General features: G+C 47.1%; 8 protein-coding genes. 2 read left to right on the top strand and 6 right to left on the bottom strand.

Going from position 1 to position 14,393, the window contains the following annotated elements:
• Window position 1 precedes the first annotated feature (1 nt).
• From Q1A18_RS08615 to Q1A18_RS08595, 5 genes are all read right to left on the bottom strand, one after another.
• Window positions 2-3,373 (bottom strand): TonB-dependent receptor, encoded by a 3,372-nt coding sequence (locus Q1A18_RS08615; protein ID WP_299578543.1) that lies wholly within the window; start codon window positions 3,371-3,373, stop codon window positions 2-4.
• A gap of 206 nt (window positions 3,374-3,579) precedes the next feature.
• Window positions 3,580-6,570, bottom strand: a complete 2,991-nt coding sequence (locus Q1A18_RS08610) for a glycoside hydrolase family 3 N-terminal domain-containing protein (protein ID WP_299578542.1) — start codon at window positions 6,568-6,570, stop codon at window positions 3,580-3,582.
• Window positions 6,571-6,604: 34 nt separating this feature from the next.
• A complete protein-coding gene (locus tag Q1A18_RS08605; protein WP_299578541.1) occupies window positions 6,605-7,714 on the bottom strand; it encodes a heparan-alpha-glucosaminide N-acetyltransferase domain-containing protein in 1,110 nt (369 codons plus the stop codon).
• Entirely contained in the window at window positions 7,683-9,152 is a 1,470-nt protein-coding gene (locus tag Q1A18_RS08600) for a sodium:solute symporter (RefSeq protein WP_299578540.1), read from the bottom strand. The genes Q1A18_RS08605 and Q1A18_RS08600 overlap by 32 nt, the downstream gene beginning before the upstream one ends.
• A 41-nt stretch (window positions 9,153-9,193) precedes the next feature.
• Entirely contained in the window at window positions 9,194-11,671 is a 2,478-nt protein-coding gene (locus tag Q1A18_RS08595; protein WP_299578539.1) for a glycoside hydrolase family 9 protein, read from the bottom strand.
• Between the two features lie 158 nt (window positions 11,672-11,829).
• Between Q1A18_RS08595 and Q1A18_RS08590 the strand changes: the two genes are divergently transcribed.
• Both Q1A18_RS08590 and murQ read left to right on the top strand, forming a co-directional pair.
• A complete protein-coding gene (locus Q1A18_RS08590) occupies window positions 11,830-12,678 on the top strand; it encodes an ATPase (protein ID WP_299578538.1) in 849 nt (282 codons plus the stop codon).
• 10 nt (window positions 12,679-12,688) lie between these two features.
• Window positions 12,689-13,504, top strand: coding sequence for an N-acetylmuramic acid 6-phosphate etherase (gene murQ, locus Q1A18_RS08585; protein WP_299578537.1), 816 nt, complete (start codon window positions 12,689-12,691; stop codon window positions 13,502-13,504).
• Here murQ and Q1A18_RS08580 read toward each other — a convergent pair.
• A complete protein-coding gene (locus Q1A18_RS08580) occupies window positions 13,501-14,232 on the bottom strand; it encodes a FadR/GntR family transcriptional regulator (RefSeq protein ID WP_299578536.1) in 732 nt (243 codons plus the stop codon). The two genes, murQ and Q1A18_RS08580, sit on opposite strands and share 4 nt — an antisense overlap.
• Between the last annotated feature and the right edge of the window lie 161 nt (window positions 14,233-14,393).

The raw sequence follows: 14,393 nt of genomic DNA, 5'->3' as shown, positions 1-14,393 counted from the left end.
TTTAGAAGTTCAACTGAACGCCAACCGACGCACTTTTAAAGGTAGGCGTACCCACTCCGGTACGGCCCAAATTGTAGTTCGAACTGTTCCACATGGAATAACCGGCAATTTCTTCCGGATCAATCGGCAGATCACGCAAGTTATCCTTGGTGAAGAAGTTTTCCAGCGCCACATAAACGCGCAGGCTTTTCAGATACATTTTGCTCACCAGGTTCTCCGGAAGGCTGTAACCAACCGTAATATTTTTCACCCTTAGGTAAGACATGTCAAGCAAGTAGCGGCTTTGCGGAACCATGTTTAAAGAAGTGCTGCTCCCAGCCAGGTTATAGGGAGCCGGGTAGAACGCATCGGTCCGGTCTTCTCTCCAGAAATCGCCGGCAATGGCCTGCGGCATAGCACCGTCAGAGGCTTGAAATCCGGGGATAGCCAGGAAGCCACTTCCCCATACATCGCGTTTGCCTACTCCCTGAATAAATACAGACAAGTCGAATCCTTTATAGTCAGCGCCCAAGCGCAAACCATATTCGTAGCGAGGAGTGCTGTTTCCAATCACTTTCAGATCTCCGTGATCATCTGTTAAGCGATTTCCTGCATTAATTTCACCATCACCATTCAGGTCTTTAAATTTCACATCGCCAGGGCCAAACCGGAAGTTACCCGATTGGATATAGCCTTGCGTTGCCGCTTCTGAGTCCGACAGCTGATTAATCGTATAACCATCTTCTGTTACCGTAGTGACCAGGTCTCCGTTGCTATCATACACAAAGTCATCTTTCTGGTACAGCCGGTCGGTCTCGTAGCCCCAAATTTCGCCGTAGGTTTTTCCAACATACCAAGAGTTGATACTGGTAGTTGATCCATACTTGGTAATTTTCGTTTTGGCATCGGCCAGAGTTGCAACTACGTTAATGCCCAGGCCATTTTTAAACCGGTGGTTGTAATCCAGCTGGACTTCGAAACCATTGGTTCGGAGTGAACCAAAATTGCCTTTAGGAGCACTGGTTCCGTAAGTTACCGGCAAACCTTCCTGAGGCACAATCATGTTTTCCGTATCGCGACGATACCAGTCGAAGGTAAGGCCAAGTTTATTGTCAACAAAACGAGCATCGAAGCCCAGGTCGAGTGTTGTAATATCCTGCCAGGTAATGGAAGAAGACACCGATGTTGGGGTGCCGAATTCATAAAGCCGTGCGCCACTAATTACCCAACTGTTGTAACCGCCACTCATCGTTGGAATGTACAAGGAGTTGCTGACCGACTGGTCACCGATTGATCCCCAGGATCCCCTAAATTTCAACGAGCTAAGCGCTGGCTGCAGGGCCTCCATCCAAGGTTCTTCACTTACACGCCATCCGGCAGAAAATGAAGGGAACCACTGCCATTGCAGGTAAGAAGGAAATTTGGAAGTTCCGTCGTAGCGAAGGTTAGCTTCAAACAAATATTTTTCCTTGAAATTATAGTTTACACGCCCGAAAAATCCGAGTTGAGACTCCCAATATTCACTTCCGCCTGCCGTTTGTGTCCCGGTTGCCAAATCAAACTGCGGATTCTCATAATCCACCAGTTCCAGGCGTTGCGAGTAGTTTGACCCCAATTCATAGCCCACACGGTTCAAACCCAACATGAAGTTGAAGGCATGGATCTCATTAATATCCAAATCATAAGTGGTACTTAAATTGATGGTATTCCATTTCCGGTTTCGGGCATAGCGGTAAACCCGGTCAGGGTTTGAGCCCACACCTGTATAGGTCATCATATTCAATTCGTAGGCGGCCATAGCTCCCGGAGCAGTTGAAGAAACGGGTTGCCCGGCATCATTCACATAAATCCGGTTTCCGCTTTCATCATACTTAGGAATTCCTGCCGACCAGCTGTTGCGGGCCGTATAGCGTGTTCCCGGATTTTTGTTGATGTATTCCTCATTGGCATGTGTGTAATCGAAATTGATATTCCAATCTTCAAGCGGAGTTAAAACAAAACCTCCGTTTAAGCTGGTATAATTGGTTTCCTGGAAAGCCGTATTGGCCTGTTGCACTTCTGAAACCGGGCTCCGGATGGGATCTCCGTCTTCCGTAGAGAGCGGATAGATTGGGCTCCAACGGTAAAGATACAACCAAGGGTCAGCAGTTGTTGAAGCTGTGGCAAACGGATAACGCTTAACCCGCTTGGAAAAGATTGTTCCTCCATGGACCTTCAGAAAGCTATTCACTTGCGTACCAACACGCACCGAGCCATTGTAACGTTTAAAATCATCCTCTTTGGCTGGCTTCAGCATACCTGTTTGATCCAGGTAACCAAAACCAATGTTGTAATCCGTAGCTCCTGATTTACCACTCACCGACAAGTTATGTTGCTGCGTAGGTGTCCACTCCTTAATCATGTAGTCGTACGGATCATAGGTACGAAGTCCCAATTTGCGGTTATCCGCATCAACATACCAATCGCGTCCATATAGCATCGGATCACCTGTTCCTACTTGATCTCCCCACGTTTCTTCCCAAGCTTTGGCCTTTTCATAACTATCTCTGGTTACTTTCCAGAAAGCTCCTATTGAAGTGGCACCAACACGCTCCATGGCCAGCACCGAGTACTCCAAAGCATCAACTCCGGCCATTTCTATTTTCTTCGAAATATTCTGGAAGGACAGGTTGCCGGAATATGAAACATTAACGCTTTCCGTTTTGGCTCCCTTTTTGGTGTTAATAAGAATAACTCCAAAAGCCCCTTTTGATCCGTAAATTGAAGCTGAAGCGGCATCTTTCAAAATAGAAATCGATTCAATATCATCAGGATTAACCAATTGAATGGAAGGAATTTCTACGTTATCCAGCAAAATCAAAGGGGATGAACCTCCTTCTAAAGAACCAAGTTGTCCACGAATTTTCAAAATCGGGTCAGAACCAACCTCTCCACTGGGAACAACCACGTTCAACCCAGGAGTCGATCCCTGCAATCCACGCCCGACATCGGCAATGGGTCTTGCTTCCAACACCTTGGTATCCACCGAAGCAACAGCACCGGTAAGGTTCGCTTTCTTTTGTGTGCCATAGCCCACTACCACAACTTCAGTCAAATCCTCAACTGAAGCTTCTAATTCAATATTGATCGTTGAAGCATTGCCAACCGTAACTTCCTGCGGTTGCATTCCAATAAAGCTAACTTGAAGAACTGCACCTTGCTGCACAGAAAGGCTATACCGACCATCAACGTCAGTCACCGTACCCTGGGTGGTTCCTTTTACCACCAACGATACGCCGGGAAGAGGTTCGTTGGTCGATTTGCTGCGGACTTCTCCACTAATCGACCGGGTTTGTGCCTGGGTGAGCTGTATCACCAAACACAGAAGAAAGATAAGTAATAAGCTTTTTTTCATAATACAAGAGATTTTGAAAAGTTAATGTAATCAGAAGAATAATTCCTAAGATTAATAGTTTAGTAGAGTACATAAGACAAGGATCATATAGTGAGCACTTTAAATAAAGATGCTAATCAGTCAGGACGACACAAAATCAACTTCACCATCTTTTAATTGCCAACTAAGTTATGAAATATTATTCAATTGGTAAGATGTAATACATGTTATTGAGCAAGTTCATCGTAAAAAATCTGAAGGAGGCCTGTTCGAACATTCATTCGACCTAATAAATTGCCTTCGCGGCTGGGGTAAACCCTGTTGCTCAAAAAGATATAAACCAGTTGACTTTCGGGGTCGGCCCAAACAAAAGTGCCGGTAAACCCAGAGTGTCCAAAGCTTGCAGGGCTGGCTCCGATACAAGGATAAGCGGCATCGGGCGTTAACTCCCGGTTGTTGAGTAAGGGCTTATCAAAGCCCAGCCCCCGTCGGTTGTCATTTTCCGGAAATTGCACACGGGTAAACTCCTGCATTGTTTGAGACTGCAGATATTGGTATCCGCCGTATGTGCCCATCTGCAAATACATCTGCATCAGCTTGGCCAGGTCGTTGGCCGTGCCAAACAAACCGGCATTTCCGGATACGCCACCCAGCACAGCCGCTGCTTCATCATGCACCGTGCCGTGTATCTGACGTTTGCGGTAGTACTGATCGTATTCTGCAGGCACAATTTCGTTTACTGAAAACTTTTCAAGCGGGTTGTAGGTCAAGCGGCCAGCCCCCAGACGCTGATAATAGTTTTGATCCAGAAAATCGACGTAATTCTGGCCGGTTAGCCGCTGAGTCAATTTTGGTATGACCAAAAACGAAAGTCCGCTATACACATACTTGCCTGGCTCATTCAGGCTGGACTTCCGAATGGTGCGATACATTTTCTTTGTAAACTTTTCATTCAGAAACAAGCCCGGAGCCACCTCCAGAGTATAATCCTTCTGCTTCTGAAAGGAATACCAACGCGGTTTCAAGCTGCCATCGTCCACGGTTTCAGTCCAAAAGTTCAGGTAGGGTATCAATCCTGCCTGATGCGCCAGAATTTCCCGCCAACTCAGTGCTTCTTTATTGGAACGATGGAACAAACGTTTTTGCCAGTCGGGCCAGGCCTTTGAGAACGGCTCATCCAAATCAATCAGTCCATCATCGGTCATTTTCAAGACAGCGGCCAGCGCGCCGGTAATTTTGGTCACCGAAGCCAAATCATACAGGTCATTTTCCCGCACAGGCACCAGTTGTTCATAGGTGTGGTACCCATAGGTTTTATTGAAAATTACTTTCCCGTCCTTGGCAGCCAACACGCTGCAGCCCGGAGTGGCCTTCTTGACGATGGCTTCTCTCACCAAAGAATCAATGCGCCTATTCAGCCGGCTGCTGTTAAAACCCACTTCCTCCGGAATGGTATACTTCAGACGAATCGGTTCAAGAATGGTCAAACCATCGCCTGCCGCGTAATAGTCTCCCAGGCTGACCGGCAACTTCCCGGACGAGCTAATGCCGCCAAAAATTAACTGAGCCGCGAGCTCCTGCACCAGTGAATCATTCTGATAAGCCATAATCAGGCCTTCGGGTGCCTGAAAGTTCTTCACTTCAGCCAAAGCATAAGGACTGGAGAAAAATACCTCAATGGACTTTTTATCATTGGCCAGGTAGTTCAGCAAAGCTTCTGTCTGCCCGCTTAATCCATAGGGACGTTCCGGTCTGGTGCGCTGCATGTTGCCCACCTGCATCGAACGCCTTGTTTTACTTTCATACAAGTGAAGGCCTGCCACCACCAGATTAAAGTCCTGCAACTGCTCCTTTACGGCTTCCAGCTCCTCTTTTGAAAAATTCTCCGGAAGAAAAAAATCGTGGATCTCCGTGTATTTCGCCAACATCTTCAGGAAAGGCGTCACCGGGGTACTTCCTACCGTCAGGCAGGCTATGCGAAGGGTATCGAGCCGCATCAGCGGAATCAGCTCCTGGCTGTTTTCAAGCAAAGTAAGCGACGACTCAATCACTTTCCGCTTTACCAATTCGGTTTGCGGGGCATTCAGGTCCTCAAGCAAACCATGCGGATCAACCGGCTCCAGTTGATCAAGTCCGGCCCAACGCTTAGCTGCCAAAACACGCCGGCATTTGCTGTTCACTTCGTCCCAACTAAGATTCCCCTGCTCAATTGCCCGTTTAATGCCTGCTATCGCCTGCTCGATGTCTTTCGGAAACTCCACCACATCATTGCCTGCTTTTAGTGCCAGTGCTTCTATCTCGCCCGGCGCACCATAGGTATTTGCCCCGGCCATGTTCATGGCATCAGTAACAACTAAGCCATCGTATTGCCATTCATCACGCAAAACTCCTTGAATAATGCGGGCAGACAAGCTTGAAGGAATTCCCTTCAACGCCAGTTGCGGAACATTCAGGTGAGCCGTCATCACGCCTGCAATCCCTGCATCGGCCAACCGACGAAAAGGAAATAGCTCAACAGAGTCGAGTCGTTCACGTGAATAAGGAACCAGCGGAAGGCTGTAGTGCGAGTCAGTTTGGGTGTCGCCATGCCCAGGGAAATGCTTGGCTACTGCCAAAATACCATTCTCCTGCAAGCCCTGCATATACGCCAAACTGAAGTCGGCCACACGTTGCGGAGATTCACCAAAAGAACGCATCCCAATAATCGGATTCAACGGCTGCGTGTTGCTGTCGGCAACAGGCCCGAAGCTCATTTGCACACCCAGCCGTTTCATCTGCCGGGCCATCTCTTTCCCGACTTCCCTTATCAATTCAGGATCATCCGATGCCCCCAACATCATATTGTATGGGAAAGCAATAACTCCTGGAAGCCGCATTCCTACCCCCCACTCTGCATCCATGGCAATCATCAGAGGCGTTTGAGCAACCGATTGGTACAAGTTGGTTAAACGAGCTTGCTTAACCGGGTCGCCGGTGAAAAAAATAGCTCCGCCGAGGTTATATTTTTCAATCAGTTCTGCAACTTCAAATTGTTTCTCCAGGTCTGCATTGGCTGCCGTGTTAATCCAAACCAGCTGTCCGATGCGCTGTTCGGGTGTCAGCGATTGAAACACAGAATCAACCCAATGGTCCTGCAGCAAGACATTCATCACAAACTGAGCCTGCGTTTTTGCCGCAAGAAGAATGAAAAGCAAGCTAAAAAAGAGAATCCGTTTCATACCGAAAGCTGTTTTGGTTTCCGCAATTTAATCATTAAACCTTGATGAATATTTTCTTCTTGTAAAGCACATAGCCTATAAACCAGAAGAAAACAATGTGGGTAAGGGCAAACAGGAGCGACCCGTTCAAAGGACCGGCCAATGGTACAAAAACCTCTTGGTAAAGCCAGCTGTAAGCATTTTGCATTTCGCCATTCCGGCCTTCCCAACGAATAATCCGGCTGATGGTAATGGCCCACAAGCCAGACAGCGCGAAGATAAACAAGGGGTTCATGCCGAATACCACAAAAAAGGAGGTCCACTTCTGATAATGCTTCAAGTCGATAATCCAGACCAACACACCCAGGAAAATACTGGCCAGCCCTCCCGTATAAAGCACATACGAGCTTGTCCAAAGGGCCTTGTTGATTGGGAAAAACTGTCCCCAGACCAATCCGCCGATCACCCCTGCAATGCCCCAAAGCACCAATTGTTTGGGTACTTGCAGTTTCTCATGCTGCTTGATTAGCGAACCGGCCAAGTAACCCAGTATTGCCGTTACAATAGCCGGCAATGTACTCAACAAACCCTCCGGATCGAAAGGAATACCAAAGCCCCGGTACAGGTGTTGCTCACCCAGAATCATTCGGTCAAACGGGATGGTGGCATTGCTCTCCAGGCTGTATGGGTCACCCGTTCCCATAAAATATATTATTCCCCAATAAACCAACAAAATACCTCCACCTATGTATGGCAGATACTTCTTTTGAACCGATAAGACAATCAAGGAGGCGAACCCATAAACCAGTGCAATCCGCTGCAGCACGCCCATAATCCGCAACTGAGAAAAATCCTTACTCCACTGCGGAAAAGAATTCAGAAACAAGCCGATGGCAAAGATCAACACCGTTCGCCGACTCAGGCGCACCAGCGACTCCCTGTTCAGCTGATTGCCGTATTTTGAAAAAGAGAAAAACATGGATACCCCAACCACAAACAGAAAAAATGGAAAGACCAAATCGGTGGGCGTACATCCATGCCAGGCTGCATGGCGCAAAGGAGCATAGATATGCGACCAGCTGCCGGGAGTATTCACGGTTATCATCGCAGCAATCGTAATGCCGCGGAGCACATCAAGTGCGAGGTAGCGTTGCGTTGTTTTCATTTGTATGTTTTTTTGTCAACAAGAGTAAGCCAATAAACGTAAGTAAGCCATTCAGCAGCAAAAGTTCAAATCCAAATTGGTAGCCACCCAGCCAGCTTTCCGAATTGCGGTCAATCACCAAAGATAACACAGGCGACAGCAAGCCTACAATAGGAACATAGCGATCCTTCACCTGTCGTTTGGTCAGAATTCCGAAAGTAAACAAACCCAGCAAGGGACCATAGGTGTACCCAGCCACCCGAAACACAGCAGTCACCACACTTTCGTCGTTAATGATACGGAAGAGGACTATAACCAGGAAAACCAGCAATGAAAAGGCAATGTGCACCTTAAAACGAGTGGCTTTGCTATTATTCGCCTCAGCATCAATATTTAGAAAATCAATGCAAAACGAAGTTGTCAGCGCCGTCAGGGCGGAGTCGGCACTAGAGTAGGCTGCAGCCAGAATACCAAGCAAAAACAGTGCTCCGGCCAATGGCCCAAAATATTGCATCGCCAACATCGGAAAAAGGTCATCGCTACGCTCGGGTATAGCCAGCCCTTTTTGCTGCACGAAAAAATAGAGCATTACACCGAGGCACAGAAAAAGCAGGTTGGCAATGATAAAAGCCAGGCTAAACCAATAAATATTCTTCTGAGCATCCTGCTGCGTTTTGCAGGTCAGGTTTTTCTGCATCATATTCTGATCCAATCCATTGATCGTGATCACGATCCCCAAACCAGCCAGAAATTGCTTGAAAAAGTTGGTTTTCGACTGCCAATCCCAATCGAAGATCCGGCTGTACGGATGATTGGCCACTGTTTCCACCAAACCCCCGGCACTCAGATCCAGTTGTTCCGAAATAACCCAAATGGTCATCCCTACCGCCCCTAGAATAAAAAGTGTCTGCAGGGAGTCAGTCCACACAACCGTCTTAATTCCGGCCCGGTGCGTATAAATCCAGATTAATAGCAGGGTGAGCAAAACCGTCAACCAGAAAGGAATACCCAGCGCATCGAAAAAAGCCAGTTGAAGCACACCAGCCGCCAGGTAAAGCCGAAAAGAGGCTCCAATGGTTTGAGAAAGCAGGAAAAAGAAAGCTCCTGTTTTGTATGAACGAAGGCCAAAACGCTGATCGAGATAAGTATAGATGGAAACGAGCCGAAGCTTGTAATACAGAGGAATTAAAACCAATGCAATGATCCAGTAACCGACAAAGTTGCCTAGCAAAAACTGCAAATACGTCCAGCCCGTGTTGCCCACCTCGCCCGGCACCGAAATAAAAGTCACCCCCGAAATGGTAGAACCAATCATGCCAAAGGCCACCAAGTACCACGGAGACCGGCGATTTCCCGTAAAAAAAGTATCGTTGCTGGCATTTCTTGAGGTCAGGTAAGAAATCACCATCAACAAGCCAAAAAACAAAAGAATAACAGTCAGAATCAGCGAATTAGTCATAGTATAAATTCAGCATAAAAAATTTCAACCCTACATCCTCATCACAAACGGCTTGGCTGGTAGCCTTTATTGGTCAGGAAATCCAAAAGTTCATCCAGATGATGATAAAACTTATCGGTTCGTTCAGCAGCTGTTCCCAGATGAATCAAAATAACAGCCCCATTAAGTCCGGCCGGTTGATCGTTTTCAAAGCTTTTCAGGCCATTTAGAATCCTTTCTGATGATCGGTAGTTTTTCATGTCAGGGGTTGTATAATCTGCGTTGGTGCGTATCCCCGTTGTAAAATTAACCACTTGCAAACCCAGCTGCTTACTCCAGTTGACAATGGCTTCATTGTACCATTCGTAAGGCGCCAAAAAGTAAGGTGCTTCGGATGGATCAATGCCCAGCTCGGCCATTTTATGATAGTTGGCTACCAGATCCTTTTCAAACACTTCGCGCGTTACCAGCAGTGAGTCGCGTTTCTCCCAGTCAGCGTAAAGCAAATGCTTATCTGAATGGGCCCCCAGATAATGGCCATCCTTCATCAACCGGGCAATTAATTTCTGGTTATCCTGATTTTCATAAAAGTCTCCGGTAAAGAAGAAGGAAGCCTTCTGGTTGTGTTTCTTCAAGGTTTTAGCAATCAGCTCGCCGCCATCGTTGTAGTCATGTGCTGAAAAGATCAGGTAAACCTTCCGGCTCGTGGTATCCATCCGCACCAGTGCCCCCTGACTGTCTTTTACCACTCGGCTCATGTTTTGGTCTTTTTGCCCCTCAACTTCCAGCGAGGAAAATAAAAAGCTCAAGCTCGCCGTGCCATCCATGGTCGGTTCATTCGATGAGTAATCGCCAATATCATCATGATAAACGGCTTTCCCGTTCTGGAAATCGGCATATTCATCCGGTTCCAAAAGCAGAATCCCACGCAGACTTTCGTAAATCGATCGGTAAACCGGTCCATCCACCAGCCCGCCAGTGGTGGTTTCATGCATCAGAACCGTGATGGAAGAATGCGGTTTTTCCGGGTATTCACCTCCCTCAGGAAGTCCGCAGATCATACTTGTTCCCCAGGGATTACAGCCTAAAAGCCAGTCAACCAGGGCCGCTTCAAGCGTTGCGAAAGTCTCATCACCGCTTAGCTGACGGTACAGCCGGGCCTGAGTAGCTGCCCCGGCTACAAAATTGTTGGAACACCACTGAAAAGGAATTCCAAGCTGAAAAGGATCATTGCCTGCAAAGTGCTTTAAATGGCTCAGTCCTTGTTTCATCAGGGCCAGAAATTGCTCGGAAGTGGATTCATTGGCGGATTGTGCCAGCAAAGCATGTCCCAAGTTAACAAACGGGTAGTACTGGTAATGCCTTGCCCGATGCAAAGCCATCCAGGGGGTAACCGGTTCCAGCGCACCCCAGTAACGCGCCTGTTGCTGATAGTCATCCTTACCAGACAATTGGTAAAGCGAAGCTGCTGCCAACTCCATATCATCGATGTAATTTTCCTCTTCATAGAAATAAGGAGAAACCATGCAGGCTGTTTGAAAAACCCCGGGATCAGAAAGTGCAAAAGTCCAGGCGTCTTCAGCCTTTTGGTGCATCACCTCAGCCAACTGAGGGTCTATATCATCAAACAACTGAGCGCCCAATGCAAACGCCGAGGCATACTTGGCAGCCGTAGAAGCCACCCCGGTACTCCGGTTTTTATGTTTTCCCAGACCTTGTGGTTTTCCGGTAACAAAATACACCGGACGTGCTTTCCCCAGCCCATAGCTAACTGTATCCTTGTTAGGCAGACGATACCCTCTATGATCGCGATCATCAGCAATTTGGTTGTACATCTCATCTTTTGCCGGATTCATTTTCAAAAGCCACTCCAGTCCCCAGCGCGCTTCGTCCAAAATATCAGGTATTCCATTAGCTCCGGCTAAGCCATTGGCCTGGTATTTATCGCCAAAAGCCTCCGGATTTTGCTGGTAGGCAAATAGCATCTGGTAGGTTGCATTGGCTGAAGTCGTTAAATATTGCAGGTAATCAGAGGCATCATGCCAGCCACCGGTCACGTCAATCTGCTCGCCGGAACGGGTCGGATGATCGACAATAACACCATCGTGTAAGTGGCAAGAGTCATTTAAAAACGGGTTGAAACCACAACGTTGCTGACGCATGTAGTTCAGCACAAAGTCGGCCGTTCCATCGTAAACATCGTTTCCAATGTGAAAGGAGGGCGACTGCGTTGCTCCTGCCTGAATAAAGAAACCACCGGCCTCCTGGAAAGCTGAAAAATCAAGCCGGTAGGCAGACTGCATCCCCCAAAGCGAGGCATCTGCAATTTCAGCCGAAGCTTCATAAACTTTTTCTCCGGAAATTTTGTCATACAACTCAAACTTATCGATTATAAGCTCCTCAGGGCTCAACAAAACAGCTGTTTTAAATGCCTTGGGAAGATAGCCCAGTTGATTGATACGAATAACAGGCTGTGCCAAAAGCCTTAAAGCCCCGCAAAACACAAAGAATACAAGGAACGTAATTAGCTTATAGTTCATATGTCAGGTTTTTAAAGAAAACTTTTGACCCTTGGACGGCTCAAAAACTCCTGTTAGGTTTCTCCTTCAAAAATAAGTTTTTAATCACACAAAAGCAAAATCTGTAATACATCTTATAACTTTCTTTATTATGAACCAAAATTCCTTATATTTGCTTCATGATTCGATTAATTGCTGATAGTGGATCAACCAAGACCGATTGGTTGCTGACAGGTAAGGTTTCCAAAGAGCTGGCCTTTCAAACGAAAGGAATTAATCCGTTCTTCAGAACCAGTGAAGATATCTATGAAGAACTTCGCGAAAAATTGCTTCTTCCCGCCGGAACCAGTGTAGACAAAATCGAGTTCTACGGGGCAGGCATTATCAACCAGGAACGAGGCGATGTTATCAAAAAAGCCCTTGAACGGCTATTCCCCAATGTTTCAATAGAAACAGCCAGCGATGCTTTGGGTGCAGCCCGGGCATTATTTGGCACCGAAGCCGGAATCGCCTGCATTGTGGGCACGGGCTCCAACAGCTGCCTGTACGATGGTCAGAAAACCGTTAGCGGCATTCCTCCGCTAGGCTTCATTCTTGGAGATGAATTTAGCGGGGCGGTACTCGGAAAAAAACTGTTGGGCGACTATTTCAAAAACATCATGCCTACCGATTGTAAAAAACTGTTTGAAAGCGAATTTTCACTCGATCAGGCAGAAGTATTGACACGAGTCTATCGGACCGAACGGCCAAACAAGTACCTGGCTGGCTTTGCTCCTTTCCTATCCAGGCACCTGGCAGTCCCCTACTGCCACAGGCTGGTGACAACGAGCGCCAAAGAGTTTTTTGAACGCAATATCCTTCAGCTGCCCGAAGCCGGAAATTATCCACTTGGCTTTGTGGGCTCTGTGGCCTGGCACTTCAAGCCAATCATTGATGAATTGGCTCAAGCTTATGGGTTTCCGACACCAATCATTCTGAAGGGGCCCATCGATAAGTTGAAAGAGTATCATGAACATACCGAAGAATAAACTTGAAAAGATGACAATAGAAAGTGTAACTGAAGCCGATTCGCATTACAACAACCTCGAAGAAATGGATGTCAGGCAACTGCTTGATAATATTCATCAAGAAGACCAAAAGGTACTTCCTGCCGTGCAAAAAACCATTCCTCAAATTGAGAAGCTGGTGAAACAAACCGTGGAACGGATGACCAAAGGAGGACGTCTTTTTTATGTTGGCGCCGGCACCAGCGGACGTTTAGGCATTCTGGATGCATCAGAAATTCCACCAACTTATGGCGTTGGCTATGACTTGGTTATTGGAATGATTGCCGGTGGAGACCAGGCCATTCGAAAAGCGGTTGAAGCTGCTGAGGACAATGAAGAACTGGGCTGGCAGGAGCTTCAAAATTACAAGGTTACCCCGCTGGACACGGTGATTGGCATTGCTGCGTCGGGCCGTACACCTTATGTCATCGGAGCGGTGAAGCAAGCACGCAAACATGGATTGCTGACTGGCTGTGTTACCAACAATCCCAACAGCGAACTGGCCAAACAAGTAGATATTCCCATTGAAGCTATTGTTGGACCAGAGTTTGTTACGGGTAGCACACGCATGAAATCAGGCACTTCGCAAAAGCTGATTCTGAATATGATTACCACTACCCTCATGATCAAACTGGGCCGTGTAAAAGGAAATAAAATGGTAAACATGCAGCTGACCAACCAAAAACTCATTGCACGGGGCACCCGCATGATCATGGACGAGCTGGGCTACGACGAAGCCAAGGCCAGACGCTTATTGCTCTTGCATGGTTCGGTCAACAAAGCACTGGAGGCCAGCAAAAAACACTAATCCTGTTCGGGAATTTTCATGAACTTATTATAAACCTGCATATTCCGATCCAGGTGGGCTTGCATTTTTTCGTAAGCCCGCTCGGCATCGCGCTCGCGTATGGCGTTTACAATTTCTTTGTGATAACCCAAGGTAATTTCCTTTTCCCCCTCAATGTTGGCATAAATAAAATTCCGCATGCGAGGCAGCAGGTTGTGTACCGGTTCCATGGTTACAATCACAAACGGGTTTCCGGTAGCCCGGGCCACATTTAAATGAAACTTGTTGTCCATGTCCGATTCCAGCTGGGTATTGTCCGGATCGCAAGCTGCAAAATCAATCAGGTTTTGCTCCAGATTAGCCAGGTCCTCATCTTTCCGGTTCAAAGCAGCCATTTTTGCAATTTCCGGTTCAAAAGCCAGACGCAACTCGATGATCTGACTAATCAGGTTCATGTCAAATTTCAAGTCGTAATACAGGTTCAGCGAGTCAATGGCATCTTTCATGTTGATCTTTTTCACGACCATGCCACTCCCCTTTCTGATTTCGATCAACCCCCGGGCACTTAAGCGCCGCAAGGCTTCGCGAAGCGCTGTTCGACTCACGGCAAACATCTCACAAAGCTCCCTCTCTGAAGGCAACTTAGAACCAATCGGAAGTTTCTTTTCCCGAATAGCCCGTTCGATATTCCGCTCAATTTTTTGACTTAAAGTTTGTGTCGTACCAATCTTTTTAAAAATATCATTCATGGCGTTTTGCATTTCCAAAGCATTGTGCAAGATAGCACAAATAAGCGAGTATCAGACCTGATTTTTTTCACCTATGGTTCTTTTGACTTTCAAGTTTATGAAGCAGAAAAGCCCGGTTCAGGCCCTGAAAAAGGCCAAATACACATTCGGAATTAAAAAAG

Source organism: uncultured Sunxiuqinia sp., assembly GCF_947495665.1.
In the GTDB taxonomy this organism is placed as follows: domain Bacteria; phylum Bacteroidota; class Bacteroidia; order Bacteroidales; family Prolixibacteraceae; genus Sunxiuqinia; species Sunxiuqinia rutila.
This window is presented reverse-complemented; position numbering and strand designations above follow the sequence as displayed.

Bases quoted from the DNA above. Each gene is read 5' to 3' on its own strand.
- murQ (WP_299578537.1), top strand. From the start codon at position 12,689: ATGACAATAGAAAGTGTAACTGAAGCCGATTCGCATTACAACAACCTC.
- Q1A18_RS08595 (WP_299578539.1), bottom strand. From the start codon at position 11,671: ATGAACTATAAGCTAATTACGTTCCTTGTATTCTTTGTGTTTTGCGGG.
- Q1A18_RS08590 (WP_299578538.1), top strand. From the start codon at position 11,830: ATGATTCGATTAATTGCTGATAGTGGATCAACCAAGACCGATTGGTTG.
- Q1A18_RS08600 (WP_299578540.1), bottom strand. From the start codon at position 9,152: ATGACTAATTCGCTGATTCTGACTGTTATTCTTTTGTTTTTTGGCTTG.
- Q1A18_RS08610 (WP_299578542.1), bottom strand. From the start codon at position 6,570: ATGAAACGGATTCTCTTTTTTAGCTTGCTTTTCATTCTTCTTGCGGCA.
- Q1A18_RS08580 (WP_299578536.1), bottom strand. From the start codon at position 14,232: ATGAATGATATTTTTAAAAAGATTGGTACGACACAAACTTTAAGTCAA.
- Q1A18_RS08615 (WP_299578543.1), bottom strand. From the start codon at position 3,373: ATGAAAAAAAGCTTATTACTTATCTTTCTTCTGTGTTTGGTGATACAG.
- Q1A18_RS08605 (WP_299578541.1), bottom strand. From the start codon at position 7,714: ATGAAAACAACGCAACGCTACCTCGCACTTGATGTGCTCCGCGGCATT.